Source organism: Paenibacillus sp. FSL K6-0108 (genome assembly GCF_045040695.1).
GTDB classification, from domain to species: domain Bacteria; phylum Bacillota; class Bacilli; order Paenibacillales; family Paenibacillaceae; genus Paenibacillus; species Paenibacillus pabuli_B.
This window is the reverse complement of the sequence record NZ_CP150288.1, coordinates 1,401,762-1,421,474: the sequence shown is the minus strand read 5'-3', so window position 1 is coordinate 1,421,474 and position 19,713 is coordinate 1,401,762. Positions and strand designations below refer to the sequence as shown.

Below are 19,713 nucleotides of genomic sequence, written 5' to 3'. Positions count from 1 at the left end.
ATTCTCATATCCAGATCCTATTCACATGTATTATATCGGTTATGATTAGCTGATGTTGTCGATATTTGGAGGATCATCAAATTCACATGAATGTATAAATTTATTATTAAAATAGGACAAACGGTTTATAGGAAAATGCAAATTGCGAAATAATTCCCCAATCACAATGATCAGTACTGTGTTATAATACATTAATGGATTTATTTAGGATATCGCCTTGGTTATGGAGGGATAAGCATGATTCAACAAAAAAGACCCTTGGGTATCGGGACACTTTCTCTACTGGTACTCGCAATAGGGCTGGTCTTTAATTTTCCCTGGGGCACAGAAAAGGTACAGATCAGCCACTATTTGTTTAATCTACTGAACTTGCCTATCTATTCTAATGGTCATCAAGGATTTCACATTCCATTTATAGTAGCTATATTCTTTTGGTTGTCTTCCGTTTTGATCGCACGTAAATATCAAACGCACTATGGGACAAAGGTAGCCTACAAGGTCGGTGGTTTCATGCTGATCACTAGCGTTATGATCTTTCCACTTTACGGTATAATATGGGCTATATTCCATTAGAAAAGTAAAACAAGTATAAGGCCAGCCCCCCTGTCATTCCAGGAAGCTGGCCTTATACTTCATTACAGCATTTCTATTTTTTCGCCATATACTTACGGATATCAAATGCCACCGCAGCCACAATAATTAACCCTTTAATAATCAGCTGCCAGTATGGACTTACACCGATAAAGGTCAGACCATAATTGATGACTCCAAAGATCAGCACCCCTGCCATAACACCTGGCACCGTACCAATACCACCTGCGGTGGAGACGCCGCCTACAACACAAGCGGCAATGGCATCCAGTTCATACATGTTGCCGTAATTGTTCGTTGCCCCGCCCGTACGCGCGGCTTCCAGTACCCCGCCCAGTCCATACAGTGCACCTGCAATGGCATACAACGCAATCAGGTTGCGCGCCACGTGAATACCGGACACATGCGCAGCCTGAATGTTGCCGCCAATGGCATACATATTTTTCCCGAGGCGAGTCTTGTTAAAGACCAACCAGCAGATCAACGCAACCGCTATGGCAATCAATACGATATATGGAATGGAATAACCACCACCAAGATCAATGTAACCAGATCCAATAACGGTAAAATCAGATCTCAATCCACCAATCGGTTGTGACTGATTGGGCTCCGTATCAAAGTAAATCGAGTTCAGACCATATACCGCAACCATGGTGCCCAGTGTCGCGATAAAGGGAGGAACATGTAATTTGGCTACAATAATGCCGTTGACGAGTCCGACTGCCAGTCCGGCAATAATCCCGAAGACCATGGGCGCCCACACCCATAAATGTGGCAGATCAGGAAAGAATCGATTGGCATATTCGTCGATTTGCAGCATCGATGCCGATACAACAGCCGTTAGACCAACCACCCGTCCTGCCGACAAATCGACCCCACCCGTCACCAGGATAAACGCTGCACCCAACGCAATGATGGCTCGTGTGGAGGACTGTTGTAATATATCCCGAAGTGTAGAGAAAGCAAGAAAGTGTGGATCGGCAATGGCAATGCCAATGACAAGCAGGATCAGCACAATGAAGATCGCGCGCTGCGCCACGTACTGCTTCACCTGATTGATAACCTGTGTATTCATATGTTCCCTCCTGACTAAGCCATCCGCTGCTGCGCGGCCAGCCTCATGATATCCTGCTCTGTTGCGTCAGCTCCATCCACAATTCCGGTGAGCCGTCCTTCGCTCATGACCATAATTCGATCCGACATACCCAACAGTTCGGGCATTTCCGAGCTGATCATAATAATGCTTTTGCCCTGGCGAGCCAGTTCCGTAATGATGGTATAAATTTCAAATTTGGCGCCCACATCAATCCCACGTGTTGGTTCATCAAGCAGTAGAATTTCAGGGTCAGTCAACAACCACCTGGCCAGCAGCACCTTCTGTTGATTACCACCGGAAAGGTTGCGAATCAGCGTGTTAACTGAAGGCGTTTTAGTTCTAAACTTCTGAGTTTGCTCGCGTGCCTCATCTCGGCCTTTCTTTTCATCCAGCAGACCAATTCGATTCTGGTAACGTCCGAGACTTGCAATAATCGTATTTTCATACACAGACAACACTGGAAAAATCCCTGTGACTCTTCGCTCCTCGGTCAGTAAGGCAATGTTATGACGCTTTGCTGCAGCAGGTGACTTGATCTTCACCTTGCGCCCATGAATCGAGATCGTCCCTGAAGCAAGTCCGCGCAAACCGAACAATGACTCAATCAATTCCGTCCGCTGTGCCCCAACAAGGCCGCCGATGCCAAGCACTTCACCTTTCCTCAATTCAAACGTCACATCCCGGAACGAATTCGGCTGGCTTGAGGTTAAACCTTCTGCCTTCAAAATCACTTCTCCAGGTACGTTCGTCCGTTCTGGGAACCGTTCATCCAGATCACGTCCAACCATGCGCGTAATGATCAGATCGGTTGTTAAATCGGCAGCATCCCAGGTACCGACCACAAAACCATCCCGCATAATCGTGACCTCATCGGAGATCGTCAGAATTTCTTCCATCTTGTGCGAGATGTAGATAATAGACACCCCGCGACTGCGCAGCTGATTAATAATGGCAAAGAGCTGGTCCACTTCCTTGCCCGTGAGCGAGGATGTTGGCTCATCCATCACGATGACCTTGGATTGAAATGAGACCGCTTTGGCGATTTCCATCGACTGTATTTTGGAAACGGATAACGTTCCAGCCTGAGCCTTGGGATCAATGTCCAGATTAAGATCCTTGAACAAGGCCAATGTATCAGCATACATTCGTTTTTCATTCACCAGCAATCCCCTCATTGGAAATCGTCCCAGCCAAATGTTCTCCATCACCGGACGGTGTGGCACCGGGTTCAGCTCCTGATGAATCATCGATATGCCATGCTGAAGCGCCGCCTTCGAACTCGGAATCTCCACCTCATTGCCGTCAATCCGAATCGTCCCTTCATCCGGACGATACATGCCGAATAGACATTTCATTAGCGTGGATTTGCCCGCTCCATTCTCTCCCATCAGCGCATGAACCGTACCCGGCTTTACCTTCAATGTGACCTGACTCAGTGCCTGCACACCCGGAAATGCTTTGGATATTCCGTCCATCTCCAGCAGGTAAGGTGATTCCATCTTTCATCTCCCCTTCCGTAAACCCGGCAAAAAAGGACGCCATCTCATGACGGACGTCCCTGTTTGCTGCTGTTATTGGGCGTCGGCAATGTTGTCTTTCGTAATTTTTTTGTAGGCGATCCAGACATATTTGCCATCCGTAATGTCATAACCCGTATTTTCCTTCGTAGGTGTCTCACCCTTCGCGAGCACGGAAGCCAGTGCAACCGTTGCAGCACCCTGGTTCTTGGCATCATTCAGCACCGTGCCCAGCATCGTTCCGTCCTGGAGGGCCTGAATGGCCGGAGCAGTCGCATCCACGCCGACAACCGGCATTGTTTTGCCGTCCTTGAAGTATCCGGCTGCTTTCAATGCTTCAATGGCTCCAAGTGCCATGTCATCATTGTTAGCCAATACCGCTTCAATCTTGTCTCCATGGGAGGCAAGGAACGCCTGCATTTTCTCCTGGCCTTTGACCCGATCCCACATCGCCGTGTCTTCCGCCAGCGCTTCCACTTTAATACCGGCATCCTGGATTGCCTGTACGGAATATTTGGTCCGCAGCTCAGCATCCTGGTGGCCCGGCTCGCCTTTCAGCATGACGTATTGCAGTTTGCCGTCCCCGTTTTTATCTGCCTCAGGGTGAGCCTTCCAGTAATCCACAATGAGCTGACCGGAGATTGTACCGGACTCTTCCGCTTTGGCTCCAACGTAATACACTTTATCCCATTTGTTCATGTCCTCGGCAACTGGCTCACGGTTCAGGAAGACCACCGGAATGCTGGCCGCTTTGGCTTTGTCAATAATGACGCCTGCTGCGGTCCGGTCCACCGGATTCACAGCCATTGCGTTGTACTTCTTGGATACAAATAGATCCACTTTTTCATTCTGGGTCGGCTGTGCGTTCTGGCTATCCACGATATCGAGTGTGGCTTTACCTTCCGCTGCTGCGGTCATCGCATTCCTTACACCCGTCATGAACGTGTCATCAAACTTATAGATCGCCACACCAATCTTCGGTGTTTCCGTTCCTGCTCCCGCTTGACTTCCTGTGTCTGTTCCGGTACTTCCGCCTGCGCTATCTCCGCCACTGCTGCATCCTGCCGCTGCAACCATACACGCTGTAAGCAATAATGTCATCCACGTTTTCTTCATATCCTAATGACCTCCCCCAAGTTCATTCGGCTTTACCGATGTCTTTATTATGAAAGGGTTTACAACAAATTCGAATACAATATCTTCCTCTGTTTTATCGAATTCTTCCTCAATTATCTTCCTGTCTTTATTGTACAAAAGGAAACAGCAGCTTCTGATTATCCATCCAGAACATATTGTCCGTACTGACCAGCTTCGTTTCCAGTGTTACCCTGGTTTGCACCATTTGATTGTTCAGCCGTGCCACAGCCTGATTCACACCAAGATAACCTGCGCTGAATCCGTTTTGCACAATCAAGTGCTGAATTCTGCCTTCCTGTAACTGCTCTAACTGCTGCTGTTCACTGCCAAATCCCACAATCTTCACCTTGTTCCCATTGTTCTCGGACGTACGTCGATTCAGTTCATCCGCTGCCCCCAGAGAAGCAGGTTCCTGAAGGGCAATCAATCCGTCCACCTGCTGCTGGTCAAGCAGCTGCTTCGCGGCCTGCCAGCAACTATCACGCGTGCTGCATACGGATTGGGTCTTCACATGAATGTCCGGATACTGAGCCAGTGATTCCACTACCCCTTGCTCACGGTTAATCAGAACAGGATTTACAGGATCAGGCCCAAGGAGAGCTACGCTTCCTTGTCCTCCCAGAAGCACAGCCATGGCCTGACCTGCCTGCCGTCCAGCGTCAACGTTATCCATTGAGATCACACTTGTTATCCCTTTTACAGGAAACTCGTCATTCAGCAAAATGACGGGGAAACCCCCTCCGTTGACATCCTTTGCTTGTGCCTTCTGAATGATGTCACTTAGTGCCTTCTCACTCAGGGGATCGATCAACAGGGCCGCTGCTCCCTGTTCCAGTGCCAGCGAGACTGCATCCACCTGGGCTTGTTCACGCTCGCTCAGCGGATAAATTCCATTTTGCAAATGCTCTTGCTTGACCTTTCCCTGTCCTGCTGTGAAGTCAGGGTTGGATGGCGCGTATGTTAATCCCTCGGAGGGAAAGGCCTCCACCGTAATCAGCTCCGCCCCCGCTTCTTTGGCAGCCGCCTCTGCCCCAAGACGTATCGCTTCTGCGAGTTCTCCGGTTCCCGCTGGCGTAATCAGTGCAATACGCGGAGGCGATCCAGCCGGATCAGCCTTTGACATACCGCAAGCCACACATAATAACAGGCAGCAAATTGCTGCTGCCATGGCCATATAACGGAGGGTAGCAACTCTCAACCGTATGATTTTCACGCGAGGGCAGATGTTTATTTTCATAACTAGATGCTCCATCCAGTCCATTCTATTAATCTTATTTTCCTTCATGAACATCGTCCTCCTCTCGTTCCCCTTGGATCGGAATCCGAATCCAGACGGTTGTGCCTTCCTCCAGCTCACTATCAAATTCAAGACCGTAAGCTTCGCCATAATAGAGCTGAATTCGATCATGCACATTGCGTACAGCCACACCTGATCCTGCACCACTTTTCTCGATAGGACTGCCTGTCAAAAGTTTCGACATCTGCTCTTCCGTCATGCCGACTCCATTATCCGTAATACGAAATACCAGCTTGTCGTCCTCCCGGTATACACGAATCTCAATACATCCCTCGTCCATATGATATTCAATGCCATGCACAATCGCATTTTCAATGAGTGGCTGAAGCACGAGCTTAAGTGTCAGACAGTCCAAGGTATCCTCATCCGCATTCATGCTGAAATCGAATTTGCGTTTGAACCTCATCTGCTGAATCGTCAGGTAATGGTGTGCATGCTCCAGTTCTTCCCTGACCGTAATAATCGTTTTGCCTTGACTGAGACTGATGCGAAACAATCGGGATAACGAAGTAATCATCGTAATGACTTCCTCATTCCGGCTCATGCCCACCATGCGCACGACCGAATTCAACGTGTTGTACAGGAAATGCGGATTGATCTGAGCCTGTAGAGCTTCCAGTTCAAGCCGACGCTTCTGTTCCTGTTCATGAATGATTTCACTCATCAAAGTACGGATTTTATAGACCATCAGATTAAAACGGCGGGATAAACGTTCCACTTCCAGCGGCCCTTCAATGGGCAGTTCCACGTTAAAATCCCCTCGCTCCACAGCCTTCATCTTTCGTTCCATGCGCCGAATCGGACGTGTCAGACTGGAAGAGAGAAACAACGAGACGAGGATGACTAATACCAACACAACCAGAAGCACCCGAATGAGATAGCCATTCACCTCCTGGCGGGTTGTCATAATCTCATCCAGATAGGCCACACCAACAATTTTCCATCCGATATTGGCGACAGACTTGACCGTGTTCAGCCTTTTCTGCCCGTCCGCCTCATCTTCATAACTGCCGGTTGCAACCAGCGCCTGTTCGATATTTTCACTTTTGAGCCCCATGTACATTAATTGCTGCTGCGGATGGTATACGATATTGCCTGCACTTTCATCGATAATGTAGACGTATCCCCGCTGTCCCAGACTGACCCGGCGGCTCAGTTCGTCCATTTGTTTGAAGTTGATATCCACCAGCAGAATGACCTGCCGATCCTGACCATTTTGGCGTATGGTAATGCCTTTGCTCATGGAAACTACCCATTTGTAAGGGCCTGTGTACATGTTCTGAATATGAGGCAGCGAGAAACTAAGGTGATCCGGCACTCGAAGTGCAGATTGAAACCACCCCTGCTGAGTCACATGAGCACTCGGTTTTAATTCGGCTGAAGGCCTGTTCTTAAGCAAATGCCCTGTCGAATCAAGCAACGTAATGGAGATGATATCTTCGCGGCTGCTGAGCAGCGTATCGAGCTGTTTGTCGACCTGATCCCCTTCCCATGTGCCATCCCGCAGCATATGCTCTTCGATGGCCCGATACAGATGAGACATGCTGCGGACATAATCTTCCAGATTGTAACTGACCTGATCCACGATCTGCCTCGTCGTCAGCTCCGCACTTCGTTCCGCAGCCTGCGTGAATTTGTCATGCAGCAGCATCGCCATGATGGTCATTACCAATACAATGAAAACAGAGAAGGACCACGTAATAATAAAGCGGATGCTGCTGACTTTTGATGAACGCAACCTGGAGCGCAGCCTAAGCCAAAGGGCACTTATCCATCCGTCAGACGGTTTCATCGGTTTGAACCTTCACTAGCTGTTAGTGCAGTCTGTTTGCGGTATTCTTTGGGCGAGACGCCGATATGTTTCTTAAAACAAAAACTGAAATAATTCGGTTCGGCGAAGCCTACCTGCCCTGCAATCTCAAACGACTTCAGCTCCGTGGATCGAAGCAGCTCCTTGGCCGCCTCCATTCGGATCTGCATCAGATATTGCAGGAAGGTAAGCTGTACTTCTTTTTTGAAAATGCCACAAAAATAGCCCGAGCTGATATGCAGATGCCCACATACTTTCTGGATGGACAGATCCGGATCGGCGTAGTGTTCTTTGGTAAACGACAATGCCTGTTCCACAATATCCTTGTATACATGCTGCCTTCCGCTGGCAATGCGATGTTGTACGAGCAGACAGACCTCATGCACCTTACTTTGTGCCTCAGACAACCCCGGCAAACGGAACAAATCGGCATACAACTGGAACCCTGCCCCAAAAATATCCTCCATGGCCTCGCCCGATGCCTGAGCTGCTTTCCAAACGTTTGTTAAAACTTCAATCAGATACAGCTGAATGTCACTCCGCCCATGCTCCACCGTAATTTCCCGGAAAATGATCTCTAGCGCATCCTCCAGCTCCGCCTGCGTACCTGCTTTCAAACAACGTGTCAGCGTTTGCTGCTTCAACTCGTCAAAACGCAGTTTGCCCGCCGTCTGCCGCTCCACATCTGCAATATAGATAAGTGGATCTGTCCCCGGAACAAGCCGATAATCCAGTGCCAGTAGTGCATCCTCATATGCATGCTTCACACCTGCCAGTGTGTTCACGATCGAACCCGATCCAACAGTGGCGGGGATACGCAGATAGTGATTGATGCTGCGCATTACATTTTCCAGCGCCTGCTGCTGTCGTTTCTCCCCATCTTCTCCACCCCATCGATCTACAAAGAGCAATACAATCGTTTCCTGGTGCATAAAAGCATGTCCGGCCCCGTGTTCTGTCCATACCTCTGCGGCAATGTTCAGCGCAGCAAATTGCTTTAACTCCGCATCCTCAGATTGATCTCCGTCCATGTGCAGGGTCAATACGGATACACCATAGCGTTCACCGTGCAGATCCAATCCGCATTGCTTTGCTTTTCCATGGATATATTCCGGCGATTTTTGCCGATGGAGCAAAGTGGCCATCAGGTCAGCCTGTAACAGGGGAAGGCTTGTATAAAAATGGTCGCGCAGCTGCTGTACATCCTCTCGCTCTGCCACTTCAGCCTCCATCTGCGCACGCAACCTTGTAAGCAGTTCGGTCAGATGTCCCGCCGAAAAAGGCTTCAATAAATATTCATCCACACTCAGCGAGACCGCTTGCCGGGCGTAGTCAAATTCATCATATCCGGTCAAAATTACCACTTTCACGAGTGGATTGCGCTCCCGCAGCCTTTTGGCAAGTTCAAGTCCATCCATAAATGGCATGCTGATATCCGTTACCACAATATCCGGCTCCACTCGCTCCGCCATCTCCAGTGCCTCCCGGCCATTCTCAGCCAGACCAACTATACGCAGATCGAGTGCTTCCCAATCCACCTCTACGACCAACCCTTCGCGTACATCCTCTTCATCATCCACCAGCAATACCCGGTACACGTCAGATTCCTCCTTTATTTAACGGGCCATATGCCCAAGCAATAATGTATATGTCGCTCTGAACCAAGGTTGCCATCATAATATACAATATAAATTTAATTATGTAATCGCTTACTTTTGAGATGATAAGATTGATATAATGTGCGCTCATAAACAAATATATGGTAAATTATAGAAAGGAGTAAATTAAGAAACAGGAAAGGAATCCATTAACTGATGAATTACTTGAAATCCGGAATGATAACGACCGGTATTGCCGCAATATTAATTTGCAGCGGTTCAATCACGGAGACGATTCGAAAAGATCGGTTTGAAGCATCCACCGAGTCTGCACACTGGGAGAACCAACCTCAAGAACTTCAGGAGAAATTAACAAAATCATGGAGTGGAGGAATAGAGGCGATACGTACCTCGCTGAATGAGAATAGTGAGAAGGAGAATATAACTGAATGGAAACTGTTTTACAGCTTGGAGGATTCATTAAAAAGCCTTCCCCATCAAGAGCACTCTTCCTTCATCGCTGCCTATTATAGTAACGAACGAAGAACCATGCTGGAAAACGGAGATGTCATGCCTGCCTTGCTTTTACATCCCGATCATACAAAGGCGATACTTTTTTGGGAAAAGCATGGTGGAACCTATGCCATTATTACATTAGAATTGCAGATCAATGCAAACAACAAATCTGAATGGGATGTAAGTCATTCTTGGATAACCAAACAGCCCTCATCCACTTGAAGTGGGTCAGGGCATTGATCCTATATCCATTCGTAATCCCTTATAAAAAGTTCTGCATGTACTTTAATCCGTTTCCGTTTCTCCATCCTCTTCTGCCGACAAAGATAAATTGGCATTTAACCCTTTCATATAAATCATCGTTGTGTCGGGATTAACATGCCCCATCATTTCTGCCAAGCGATGTAGTGGTGTATGCTCGGCCATAGCGTATCCGAACCGATGACGCAGGTCATGGGAACTTAGCCCTTCCAGACCGGCTGTAGTCATCACCTTTTTGATCAAATGGCGCAGCGCCCTCTCCGTTAAGCGATCACTGGTTTTCTCGGAAGGAAACAGGTAAGGGCTGTCCGGTGCGAGGCCATTCATGTACATCTTCAGCAAAGCAATACATGTCATGTTCAGTGGAATTTTCCGTTGACCGTTTCGTTTATCGGCCCGCACGGTAAGTTGACCGCTTCGTTTGCCCAATTCAATATCATCGGGAGCGAGGTTGCATATCTCCATCGTTCGCATACCGGTATGAAACATAAGCGTAAGGATGGTCTGGTCCCGAAGCGAGTTGCCGTCCTCGACGGCAGAGATGAATGATCGTTCTTCCTCGGTTGTCATTCGGCGGGGGCTAACCTTGTCTTCCGGAATGAACTTCAAAGGTTTGGAAGGATCACTGTTGATCCTGGATTCCGATGCAGCCCACTTGAAAAAACGCTTCAATGTAATCAATCTGCGATTAATGGTAGATGGTTTTAATTGCATTACCCTTTGTGAATCTTCCCGGTAACTGACCAAAGTCGATGTATGCACATTTTCGATATGAAATGAGATCTCTCCATCCCGAGTACCGTCCCCCTTATACCATTCGGTAAAATGCTTCAAATCACTCGCATATTCCTTCAAGGTTTTGGGTGTCAATTCTCCTTGGATCGTAAGCATATATATGAATTCCTGAACAACCATTTCCCCTTGTACCGAAGTACCAGAACCCTTATCCATTAGAAAAAACCTCCAAATCTTGACTTATATTAGCGGACATGGTATTATCATATTAATCGATACATTAGCGGACATCAAGTCTGTGGGTTTGAATATACCTGATTAGCGTTGATTTTTAAATTAGCCTTTTCAAAATGGTCGTTTAAAAACTTATTTTTTGGAGGAACTACATGCAAACAGGTACAGTGAAATGGTTTAACGCGGACAAAGGATTTGGCTTTATCGAAACTGAAGAAGGAACAGACGTATTCGTTCATTTCAGTGCAATTCAAGGCGACGGTTTCAAAACATTGGATGAAGGACAACGCGTCCAATTCGAAGTAACTCAAGGTAACCGTGGTCCACAAGCTGAGAACGTTACTAAAGTTTAATTATATTAAAGCTGCCTTGTACAAGGCAGCTTTTTGTTTTATTTCATCCAATAGCGAAAAGCGAGGTATGACAAATGGATAAAGAACAATTGATCACAGAAGTAGCCAAAAATGGCGGATTCTCCAAAAAGAACGCTGAAAAGGCCGTAACTGTTGTACTGGATTCGATTTTGGAAGCATTAAAAGAAGGCAAAGAGGTTCAACTGGTCGGATTCGGCAAATTCGAAGTGCGTAATCGTGAAGCACGTATGGGTAAAAGCCGTCGAACTGGTAAGGAAATTCAGCTTCCAGCAGGTAAGGTTCCCGTATTCACTGCAGGATTAACAATGAAAGAAGCTTTAAACTAAACAGCAACAACAAGATTGGAAAAGAGGTTTTTATTCAAACACACAATGAACATTTTGATGTAAATGTCGTGTTTTCTACGGTTGATGATATCATTAACTTTTATTCCGGCAAGCAGACAAACCAGAATAACGCGGAAGACCACACCCATTCAACACCCCCATCAACAGAGTCTGCACAGACGCCACAACCACCCACTCGCTAAAACGAACCTTTCATCTTGGACAATAAGAAGCCCTGTTCCGCTCAAAACGGTCCAGGGCTTGATTTGTGTCACTTGTGTCAATCGAGCACCCAGGGCGAATGAATTTTGGGTACGTCATTGATCAATTGCTTGGTATAGGGATGCTCCGCATGGTGAATGACCTCCTCCGCTCTCCCAGCCTCCACCATTCGTCCATGCTCCATAATACAGATTGTGTCGCTCACATAATACGCCAGACCCACGTCGTGCGTAATAAACACAATGGTCATGCGGTTCTCGTCGCGCAGCTTCAGCAGCATATCCAGAATCGTTGAACGCGAGCAGGCATCCACCATGGATGTCGGTTCATCGGCGATCAACACCTTGGGATGCAGCATGAATATGCGGGCAATCATGAGCCGCTGCATCTGTCCACCGGACAGCTCAAACGGATATTTATTGTATAACTCCTCGAACTTCAGATTGACGAAGGAACACGCTTCCTTCATTTTGGCATATTCCTCGTCTTTGTTCAGCTTCAATCCTTGAAGTTTGATACAGTCCACCAGCAGCTTTTCCACCCGGTGAAATACGTTGAACGAAGAGAACGGGTCCTGGAAAATGGCCTGGATATCCTTCCAATAGGCTTTACGCTCACGATACCGCTTCAGCTGTCTGGGCTTGCCATCGTATTCGATCGCTCCACCCGATTCCTTGAGCAAGCCCATGATCATTTTCGCAAGCGTGGTCTTGCCACTGCCGCTCTCGCCCACAATGGAAATAATCTCCCCTTCATGAAAATCAAAGCTCACATCGTCCACCGCTGCCTTTTTGCGATTGCCTGTACCGTACACTTTGGTCAGATGGCGGCCGCTGATCAGCACCTTGCCCATCGCCATACTACTTCACTCCTTTCGGGGAGCCTTGATCCGAGCCCCTTACGCCCAGAAAGAATCATCTTAAAAGAATCGTCTTATTGGTCTGCGATATCGTCTATGTCGGCTTGAACATCTCGGACATCTTCTTTGTGTGAGCCTTTCTCCTCCTGGTTTTGTTCCCTTTTCTGGGGCTCTACGTTCACACCCTCCTGCTCTACGTGACCGTCTTGCTCCTGCTCCTGCTCCTGCTCCCTAATCTGCTCCAGCATCTCGGGTGTCAAAAGACAGCGATATATTCGCCCATCGACATGAATGTTCTCGATTTTGCCCTGGCGGCACTCATCGGTCACCAGTGTACAGCGCTCTGCGAAGCGGCAGCCTTCCGGCACGTTTTTCAGATTCGGTGGTGCACCGGGAATGGCAGCCAGCTTGTGCTCCTTCATGCCCTCTTCCGGTACAATGATGGAGCCCATCAGTTTACGAGTGTACGGATGCAGCGGATTGAAAATCATCTGCTCTGCCGTGCCTCGTTCCACAATCTCCCCGGCATACATGACCATAATTTCATCCGTGACATGGTACAGCAGCGGCAGCTCATGTGTGATGAATACCAGTGATTTAATTACCTTGCGTTTCAACAAATCCTTCAACAGACGAATGACCGCCTTCTGGGAGGTTACATCCAGTGCCGAAGTAGGTTCATCCGCTATAAGCACGTTCGGATTCAGAATCGTTGAGATGGCGATGACCGTTCTTTGCTTCATACCGCCGGACAATTCATTGGGATACATATCCAGCACATTCGGAGACAGATTCAGGGATTGGAAACGCTCCGCAGCCATCTTCCGCACATCCGGCCGTTTCATCTCCGGGCGATGCTCCTTCATAATGTCTTCAATAAACCTGATAATGCGCAGCGTTGGGTTCAGTGCATTCATGGCGGCCTGTGGAATATAGGCAATTTCCTTGCCCAGAATCCGCGAACGAAGCTGCTCTTTGCTCAGCTGCATAATATCGGTACCATTAATCTGGATCGAACCACTTCCATAATGAAGCGGCGGGAAATAAAAGCCCATCAGGCTAAGCGCCAGCGTCGATTTGCCACAGCCCGATTCCCCTGCAATGCCCAGCGTCTGCCCCTCTTTCAGTCCAAACTCCACCCCATCGACGGCAAAGACGTTCTCCTTGAGCCGGGTACGGTAATAGGTTTTGAGACCGCTGACCTGAAGTATAGGTTGGTTCATGGTCTTAGCTCCTTATTTTCGGATTGAAAATTTCGTCCATGCCCGTATTCATCAGATAAAGCGAGAAGGTAATGACGGCAATGGCCAGCGCCGCAGGAATGAACGCCCACCACGCCCCTGCTACCGGCGCTTCAAACACTAATGCCCAGTTCATCAAAATACCGAGCGAGATCGTATTATACGGCCCCAGTCCCAGCATGGAGATGGAGGCTTCAGACAGAATGCCCGACGCCGTCTGGAGCACAAAAGCCATCACCACATAAGACGCGATATACGGCAAAATCTCATGGATAATGATACGCGGCGTACTGTGTCCCGAAATTTTCGCAATATGCACATGGTCCCGACTGCGCAGAGATGTCGTCTGGGCTCGCACAGCCCGGGCCGTCCATGGCCAGCTGGTTATACCGATAATGATCGCGGTCACCAGAGAACTTCGTGAATCAATGCTGACGGAGATCAAGATCAGAATGATGAATGAAGGAATAACGATAAAAATATTGGTAATTGCCGTCAGAAAGTTATCCAGCATGCCTCCAATATAACCAGACACCAGGCCCATAACCAGACCGATAACGGTCGCAAATACACCCGCAATCAGCCCCACGCGTATCGACGTCTGGATGCCGTACATCAATTCAAGGAAGATGTCCCGTCCAAAATTGTCCGATCCTAACAGCAGACCGTCACCCGGCGGCTGGAACGCCATCGCAATCATCTCCAGGGGATCGCTGCGATTCATGAGCGGGTAGATCGTAACCAAGAGCAGCATGCCGACAAAAGTCACCGCACCGATCATGAATTTGGGTGACTTCAGCAAAATCGAGATCGAATGCTTCATATCACTGTTCCTCCATTTGAGCGGCCTTAATGCGCGGGTCAATGAAGCCATAGATGACATCAATGGTGAAATTCGCAAGCAATACAGCAATGGCAATCAGCAGCGTACACCCCGAGATTAGTGGGTAATCCAGCTGCCGTATGGCCGTGAACAGCCATGTGCCGATGCCCGGATAACTGAAGACAATCTCACAGATGAGTGATCCGCCAACCATCGTACCGATGGAGAGCGCAAGTCCCGTAATTTGGGGCAGCATGGCGTTACGGAATACATAACGCGCAATTCGGCCGTCGCGGATACCCAGCAGTTTGCTGTATAACACATAGTCAGAATTGAGCTCATAGATGGACATCTCCCGCATGCCAATGGCCTGACCACCAATGGTCACGAGTACAATGGAGAGGAATGGCAAGGTATGGTGGCGAACCACGGACATGATGAAGTCGAAGCTCAGCTGCGGCACCATCTGGAAGTCATATCCCCCGGACAGAGGGAACCATTTTAGTGATAACGCAAAGACATACAGCATAATAATAGCCAGAGTAAAAAAAGGAATGGAATTGATAAATAACGCTACCGGAAACAGCACTTTATCAAAAACACCCTTCCGGTACGCTGCAATCGCACCGAGCAAATTGCCAATCAGCCAGCCGACCAGGATGGCCGGAAGTTGAAGCCCCACCGTCCAAGGGACGGCGGAGGCCAGAATGTCCGTCACAGGTTTCGGATACAGTCCAAAGGACGTGCCCAGATTGCCTGTGAACAGATTTTTTAAATAAATGCCGAATTGGGTCCATAGCGGCTGATCAATGCCGAATTCCACCGTAAATGTCTCATACACCCGCTTGATGGAATCCGAGTCGGTCATCCCTGACGTCATTTTAGAAGCGATCATGCTCACCGGGTTACCTTCAATCAGTCTTGGCAAAATAAAATTCAGTCCGATGGCGATGACCAGGGTCAGGCCGTACCAGAATACTTTTTTGGCGACATATCTGGAATAGGCATTCATAGGATTTAGCACCCCCGAGTTTAGCGGATAAGGGCCTTATGTCTGAAGTGACGGTTTACTTCATCGCGTCCTGATTCAATATGAGTTCCTTAATTATGGATCTGATACAATGCCTTGATACCTGCGCCGTCCATCGAGATTTGCGGCGGAATGTTGGTGCCATCTCCTTCGGTCGGGAAACCTTTCCAGACTGATTCGTTCACGGTGTCAAACACCCATGGTCTGTACATCAGCGGAATGGAAGGGATATCTTTCAGCCAGATGGTATTCAGTTCGGTATACAGTGACTTCAGCTTCGCCTCGTCAGACACGGATGGAATCTCTTCAATAATGGCGTCTGCGCGGTCATTCTGGTAACGTCCCCAGTTCCAGAATGCCATCTCACCCATTGGGGCAACCCCTTTGGAGTACATGATCGTCATCGCACGGTTCCATGGCTGGCTTGGGCTGACCCCGCCTGCAGGTGTGTTCATGATGATGTCGAATTTGCCGGTTTGCAGATCATTGGTCCATACCGGGGATTCCGGGAATTTGGTGCGAATCTCAATTCCTATGGCCTTGGCGCTCTGCGCTACGATCTCCAGGGCAGCGTTCCAGTCAGACCAGCCGTAAGGACATTCAACCTCGAAAGGTCCAAGGCGAGTGCCGTTAAGAACTCGGATGCCGTCTTTGCCCTTGGTCGCTCCAATCTTGTCAAGCAGCGCGTTGGCTCCTTCAATATCCATTGTCCATTGCAACGACTTGATGGCATCCTGGTCAATATATTTGGACTCGGCGTCTGAGTTCAAGGTCAGAGAAGGCTGCATTGGTGCGGAATATCCGCTCATGGCCAGCTCCGAGATTTTGTCATAGTTGATGCTCATGGCTATTGCACGGCGAACGTCAGCATTATCAAGTCCGGCTTTGGACAGATTGAAGAAAATGCTTGGCATGGAACCGGGCAGATAATACGGCGCATCCTTCAGATACGTTTTGACAGCAGCCCCGCCTTCCCACATCTTCCACACTTGAGGGATAAACTGCTGGGAGACGTCCACTTGCCCACTCTTGAACGCCAGATCACCTGCGGCATTATCCTTGTAGATCACGTGAGTGATGTACTTCGGTGCAGGCAGCTTGCCGAACAATTTCTGTCCCCAGTAGTTGTCGTCACGGACAATCGTAATTTTCTGGTCGTTGTAAAAGTGAAGCTTATAGGCTCCGGTTCCCACCGGATTATCATTAACCTCTTTGCGAATCGCGGTCAGATCATTATTGTTCTTCTTCTCGATCTCTTCCCAGATATGCTTCGGCAGCATCGGGATCAGTTCAATGCTGTCCAGTACGGTCAGCTTGTTAGGGTTATCGGGGTTCAGCTTAATTTCCACAGCTTGCGCTCCATCCGCTTTCACTTCACTGATGTAGGTCCAGAAGCTGCTCCAGTTGATATCGTATTTTTTGCCCAACTCATAGGTGTATACAACATCATCTGCCGTAAAAGCCGTTCCGTCGCTCCACTTCGCATCCGCATTCAGCTCGATACGCAGAGTGGTTTCATCCGTCCATTCATACGATTTGCCCAGCAGCGGCTCAAGTCCGCCGTCCAGCTGATTTACCATAAATAACGTCTCATACACCAGCTCCCTGGAGTTGCCGTAATTCACAGGGAATGCGGGATTTCCGCTCAGCAGATTGAAGTTGGTTGGTGGACCCCATTGCAGCCCGTTGATATACAAGGTCTCGTTACGCGGTGTCTCCTTGTTCGTCTGTGGTGCAGGCTCATTCTGGGTTGTCGTGTTCGGTGTATCCACCGTCCCTTGTGGTTCACTTACTGATGGTGGCTGAACACTTTGGCATCCGGCAAATAATGTGACCGACATGAACAGAGCGACGAGCGGTGTGGCAGCTCTCTTAAATCGCATTCTGAACCCCTCCGTGAATTCATATTGATGTTTTTGGAAGCGCTTACTCAAAGTTATTCTATGACTTATCTCACACCAAACATTCCATCTCTTTTCTCAATGCTGAGACATTATTTATGGGGACACGAAATAACCAGCTTGCAAGAAGCAGCTGGTTATTGGCTGAATTATGATTATTACTCCACAGAAGATCAAGGATCGCTTACTTTACTTGACGAATCCATTACGAATGGCAAAGACGACCGCCTGTGTGCGGTCTTCCACCTGAATCTTTTGCAAAATGCGATGTACATGCGTCTTGACCGTACTCTCTCCGATAAAAAGCTTGCGAGCAATCTCCTCATTCCGTAAGCCATATGCCATCTGCTGCAAAACCTCCAATTCCCGTCCTGTAAATGGTTCCGGCAGTAGTTCGTTTGCTACCGTTTCCTTCACTGGATCCGGATGACTCGGGGTTGAACGAATGGCAAGACTGATTACCTTGGCTGCCACAGCCGTACGGTAGATCGCCTCCCCCCGGTATGCAGCACGAACCGCATCAACGAGTTCGTCCGGCGCCGCATCCTTGAGCAGATAACCAACAGCTCCGGCACGTATTCCTTTGTACACATAATCCTCATGATCGAATGTAGTCAGGATCACCACTTTGCAGTCAGGCAGTATCTTCATTAGCTCCCCTGTTGCTTCCAATCCGTCTCCTGCTTCCATCTGTACATCCATCAATACGACATGTGGACGAACCTCTGCTGCCAGACGAATGGCCTCATGTCCCCCGCCCGCTTCGCCTACCACTTCCATATCCTGCTGTGCATTAATAATAAAACGTAAGCCATGCCTGACCAGGTGCTGGTCATCCACGAGGAGTACACGTATTTCCTGTATGTCCTGCTCCATTACTGTTCATCACCTCCCATAATCTCCTTCACTTCTTGAGGAATGGCAAGGGTTAGCCTCATTCCATGTGGTTCAACTGCATCAATCGATAAGGAACCGCCTGCCCTTTCACATCTTGCTCTCATACTTGATAGTCCGAAACCGGGAGAGATCGGATTTTCTTTGCGATACATTCCGTTATCCTCCACAATCATATGCAGCTGCTGCTCCTTCTCCAGGATGTTCACCTTCACTTGCGAAGCCTGGGCATGACGAATAATATTCGTTAACGCCTCCTGAAGTACACGGTACAATAGTTCGGACGTCGCTGGGGTCCAATGACTCGTTTGCTCTTGAGGGGTGAGTTTGATCGTAAAACCTGCCATCTCCCGTATCTCATTCACCAGACTCGTCAAGGCGACCAGTCCAAGGCCGGCTTCATTGCTGCCCATCTGATGAGCAACGGTCCGAACCTCCTGGAGACATTGTCTGACGACTTCAAGCACCGTACCCATCGCTTTGTCCGCTTCAGCTGTGTCCATCTTCATCATATACGGCAATGCCTGAAGCTGAACAATAATGGAGGTCAATCGGTTGCCAACACTGTCGTGCAAATCCATCGAAATCCGGCTTCGTTCTTCAAGCACAGCATACTGCATCAATCGCACGGTAGCCTGCTCCAGCTCCTGATGTGTATCCTGAAGCTCCTCGTGGGCTTGTGTCAATTCAGCGTGCACCTTCTGCAATTCCTCATAATGCCGTTTGCTGTCCTGTCTGCTTTCACGCCTGATTCTCGCAGCCCAGCACAGAATATAGGTTCCAGCGTGAGCCATTGAGTACACCAAAATCTGATTAGGGTCGTATTCATCCATATAGAGCAGTGCCGCATTCCCGATGAGAATAATGATGCCGAGCAACGAAGACCGGTAGATGGGCAGCTTCAACGCAGTATATCCGATGAGATAAAAGCTTAATTCAAATATGCGATCCTCGGCCTGGAAGAACTGGGCATAGAGCAGCGTCACTATCCAGATCACCAATACCCCTAACGTCCGCATCCGCTCATTTCGAAGTAATTGTGGAACCCAAACCAACATGAGGTATGGCAGCCTAACGATTAGTCCTGCACCCACATCAATCCACGCCAGTTCTTTGAAGGGCTCCATCAGATTGTATAGCAGCAACAACGTTAAAATGATATCTGCTGTATGATCCAGCACAACCTTTTGAATCTGCGTATATATTGGCTTGTTCTGCATAGCTATCCTTTCCAGTCATGAAGTTAGGACC

18 protein-coding genes are annotated in these 19,713 nt (G+C 48.6%); 4 read left to right on the top strand and 14 right to left on the bottom strand.

What is annotated here, in order from left to right; all coding sequences use genetic code 11:
- Nucleotides 1-237: 237 nt before the first annotated feature.
- A complete protein-coding gene (locus tag MHB49_RS06445) occupies nucleotides 238-573 on the top strand; it encodes a hypothetical protein (protein ID WP_405155496.1) in 336 nt (111 codons plus the stop codon).
- A 73-nt stretch (nucleotides 574-646) separates the two neighbouring features.
- Here the strand turns inward: MHB49_RS06445 and mglC are convergent, their stop codons facing one another.
- The 6 genes from mglC to MHB49_RS06415 all read right to left on the bottom strand — a co-directional run bounded on the left by mglC (nucleotide 647) and on the right by MHB49_RS06415 (nucleotide 9,046).
- A complete protein-coding gene (gene mglC / locus MHB49_RS06440; RefSeq protein ID WP_247901064.1) occupies nucleotides 647-1,666 on the bottom strand; it encodes a galactose/methyl galactoside ABC transporter permease MglC in 1,020 nt (339 codons plus the stop codon).
- Nucleotides 1,667-1,680: 14 nt separating this feature from the next.
- The gene (locus MHB49_RS06435; RefSeq protein ID WP_405155495.1) at nucleotides 1,681-3,186 is read right to left on the bottom strand and encodes a sugar ABC transporter ATP-binding protein; all 1,506 of its coding nucleotides are present in this window, start codon (nucleotides 3,184-3,186) and stop codon (nucleotides 1,681-1,683) included.
- 72 nt (nucleotides 3,187-3,258) lie between these two features.
- On the bottom strand, nucleotides 3,259-4,320 hold the full coding sequence (locus MHB49_RS06430) for a galactose ABC transporter substrate-binding protein (RefSeq protein WP_405155494.1): 1,062 nt from the start codon (nucleotides 4,318-4,320) through the stop codon (nucleotides 3,259-3,261).
- Between the two features lie 127 nt (nucleotides 4,321-4,447).
- On the bottom strand, nucleotides 4,448-5,626 hold the full coding sequence (locus MHB49_RS06425; protein ID WP_405155493.1) for a sugar ABC transporter substrate-binding protein: 1,179 nt from the start codon (nucleotides 5,624-5,626) through the stop codon (nucleotides 4,448-4,450).
- Nucleotides 5,613-7,430, bottom strand: a complete 1,818-nt coding sequence (locus tag MHB49_RS06420; protein ID WP_405155492.1) for a histidine kinase — start codon at nucleotides 7,428-7,430, stop codon at nucleotides 5,613-5,615. Before MHB49_RS06420 ends, MHB49_RS06425 begins: the two co-directional genes overlap by 14 nt.
- Complete coding sequence (locus MHB49_RS06415; RefSeq protein WP_405155491.1) at nucleotides 7,427-9,046, bottom strand: response regulator; 1,620 nt, start codon at nucleotides 9,044-9,046, stop codon at nucleotides 7,427-7,429. Before MHB49_RS06415 ends, MHB49_RS06420 begins: the two co-directional genes overlap by 4 nt.
- A 216-nt stretch (nucleotides 9,047-9,262) precedes the next feature.
- Between MHB49_RS06415 and MHB49_RS06410 the strand changes: the two genes are divergently transcribed.
- A complete protein-coding gene (locus MHB49_RS06410; RefSeq protein ID WP_405155490.1) occupies nucleotides 9,263-9,784 on the top strand; it encodes a hypothetical protein in 522 nt (173 codons plus the stop codon).
- A gap of 63 nt (nucleotides 9,785-9,847) precedes the next feature.
- Here the strand turns inward: MHB49_RS06410 and MHB49_RS06405 are convergent, their stop codons facing one another.
- Entirely contained in the window at nucleotides 9,848-10,774 is a 927-nt protein-coding gene (locus MHB49_RS06405) for a tyrosine-type recombinase/integrase (protein ID WP_405155489.1), read from the bottom strand.
- Nucleotides 10,775-10,944: 170 nt separating this feature from the next.
- On the opposite strand from MHB49_RS06405, the gene MHB49_RS06400 reads away from it, so the two are divergent.
- Entirely contained in the window at nucleotides 10,945-11,145 is a 201-nt protein-coding gene (locus MHB49_RS06400; RefSeq protein ID WP_062320808.1) for a cold-shock protein, read from the top strand.
- 74 nt (nucleotides 11,146-11,219) lie between these two features.
- Nucleotides 11,220-11,492: an HU family DNA-binding protein gene (locus MHB49_RS06395; protein ID WP_053783990.1), complete on the top strand. Its 273-nt coding sequence runs from the start codon at nucleotides 11,220-11,222 to the stop codon at nucleotides 11,490-11,492.
- A gap of 280 nt (nucleotides 11,493-11,772) precedes the next feature.
- On the opposite strand, the gene MHB49_RS06390 is transcribed toward MHB49_RS06395, so the two are convergent.
- The 7 genes from MHB49_RS06390 to MHB49_RS06360 form a co-directional block, all read right to left on the bottom strand.
- Nucleotides 11,773-12,573, bottom strand: a complete 801-nt coding sequence (locus MHB49_RS06390) for an ABC transporter ATP-binding protein (protein WP_405155488.1) — start codon at nucleotides 12,571-12,573, stop codon at nucleotides 11,773-11,775.
- Nucleotides 12,574-12,647: 74 nt separating this feature from the next.
- The gene (locus MHB49_RS06385; RefSeq protein ID WP_405155487.1) at nucleotides 12,648-13,796 is read right to left on the bottom strand and encodes an ABC transporter ATP-binding protein; all 1,149 of its coding nucleotides are present in this window, start codon (nucleotides 13,794-13,796) and stop codon (nucleotides 12,648-12,650) included.
- Between the two features lie 4 nt (nucleotides 13,797-13,800).
- Nucleotides 13,801-14,637, bottom strand: coding sequence for an ABC transporter permease (locus tag MHB49_RS06380; RefSeq protein ID WP_247901055.1), 837 nt, complete (start codon nucleotides 14,635-14,637; stop codon nucleotides 13,801-13,803).
- A 1-nt stretch (nucleotide 14,638) separates the two neighbouring features.
- Nucleotides 14,639-15,649 (bottom strand): ABC transporter permease, encoded by a 1,011-nt coding sequence (locus tag MHB49_RS06375; protein WP_079349874.1) that lies wholly within the window; start codon nucleotides 15,647-15,649, stop codon nucleotides 14,639-14,641.
- Nucleotides 15,650-15,738: 89 nt separating this feature from the next.
- The gene (locus MHB49_RS06370; protein ID WP_405155486.1) at nucleotides 15,739-17,550 is read right to left on the bottom strand and encodes an ABC transporter substrate-binding protein; all 1,812 of its coding nucleotides are present in this window, start codon (nucleotides 17,548-17,550) and stop codon (nucleotides 15,739-15,741) included.
- 207 nt (nucleotides 17,551-17,757) lie between these two features.
- Nucleotides 17,758-18,444 carry a response regulator gene (locus MHB49_RS06365; protein WP_405155485.1) on the bottom strand — a complete coding sequence of 229 codons (687 nt, stop codon included), beginning with the start codon at nucleotides 18,442-18,444 and terminating at the stop codon, nucleotides 17,758-17,760.
- On the bottom strand, nucleotides 18,444-19,682 hold the full coding sequence (locus MHB49_RS06360) for a sensor histidine kinase (RefSeq protein ID WP_405155484.1): 1,239 nt from the start codon (nucleotides 19,680-19,682) through the stop codon (nucleotides 18,444-18,446). Before MHB49_RS06360 ends, MHB49_RS06365 begins: the two co-directional genes overlap by 1 nt.
- Nucleotides 19,683-19,713: the final 31 nt, after the last annotated feature.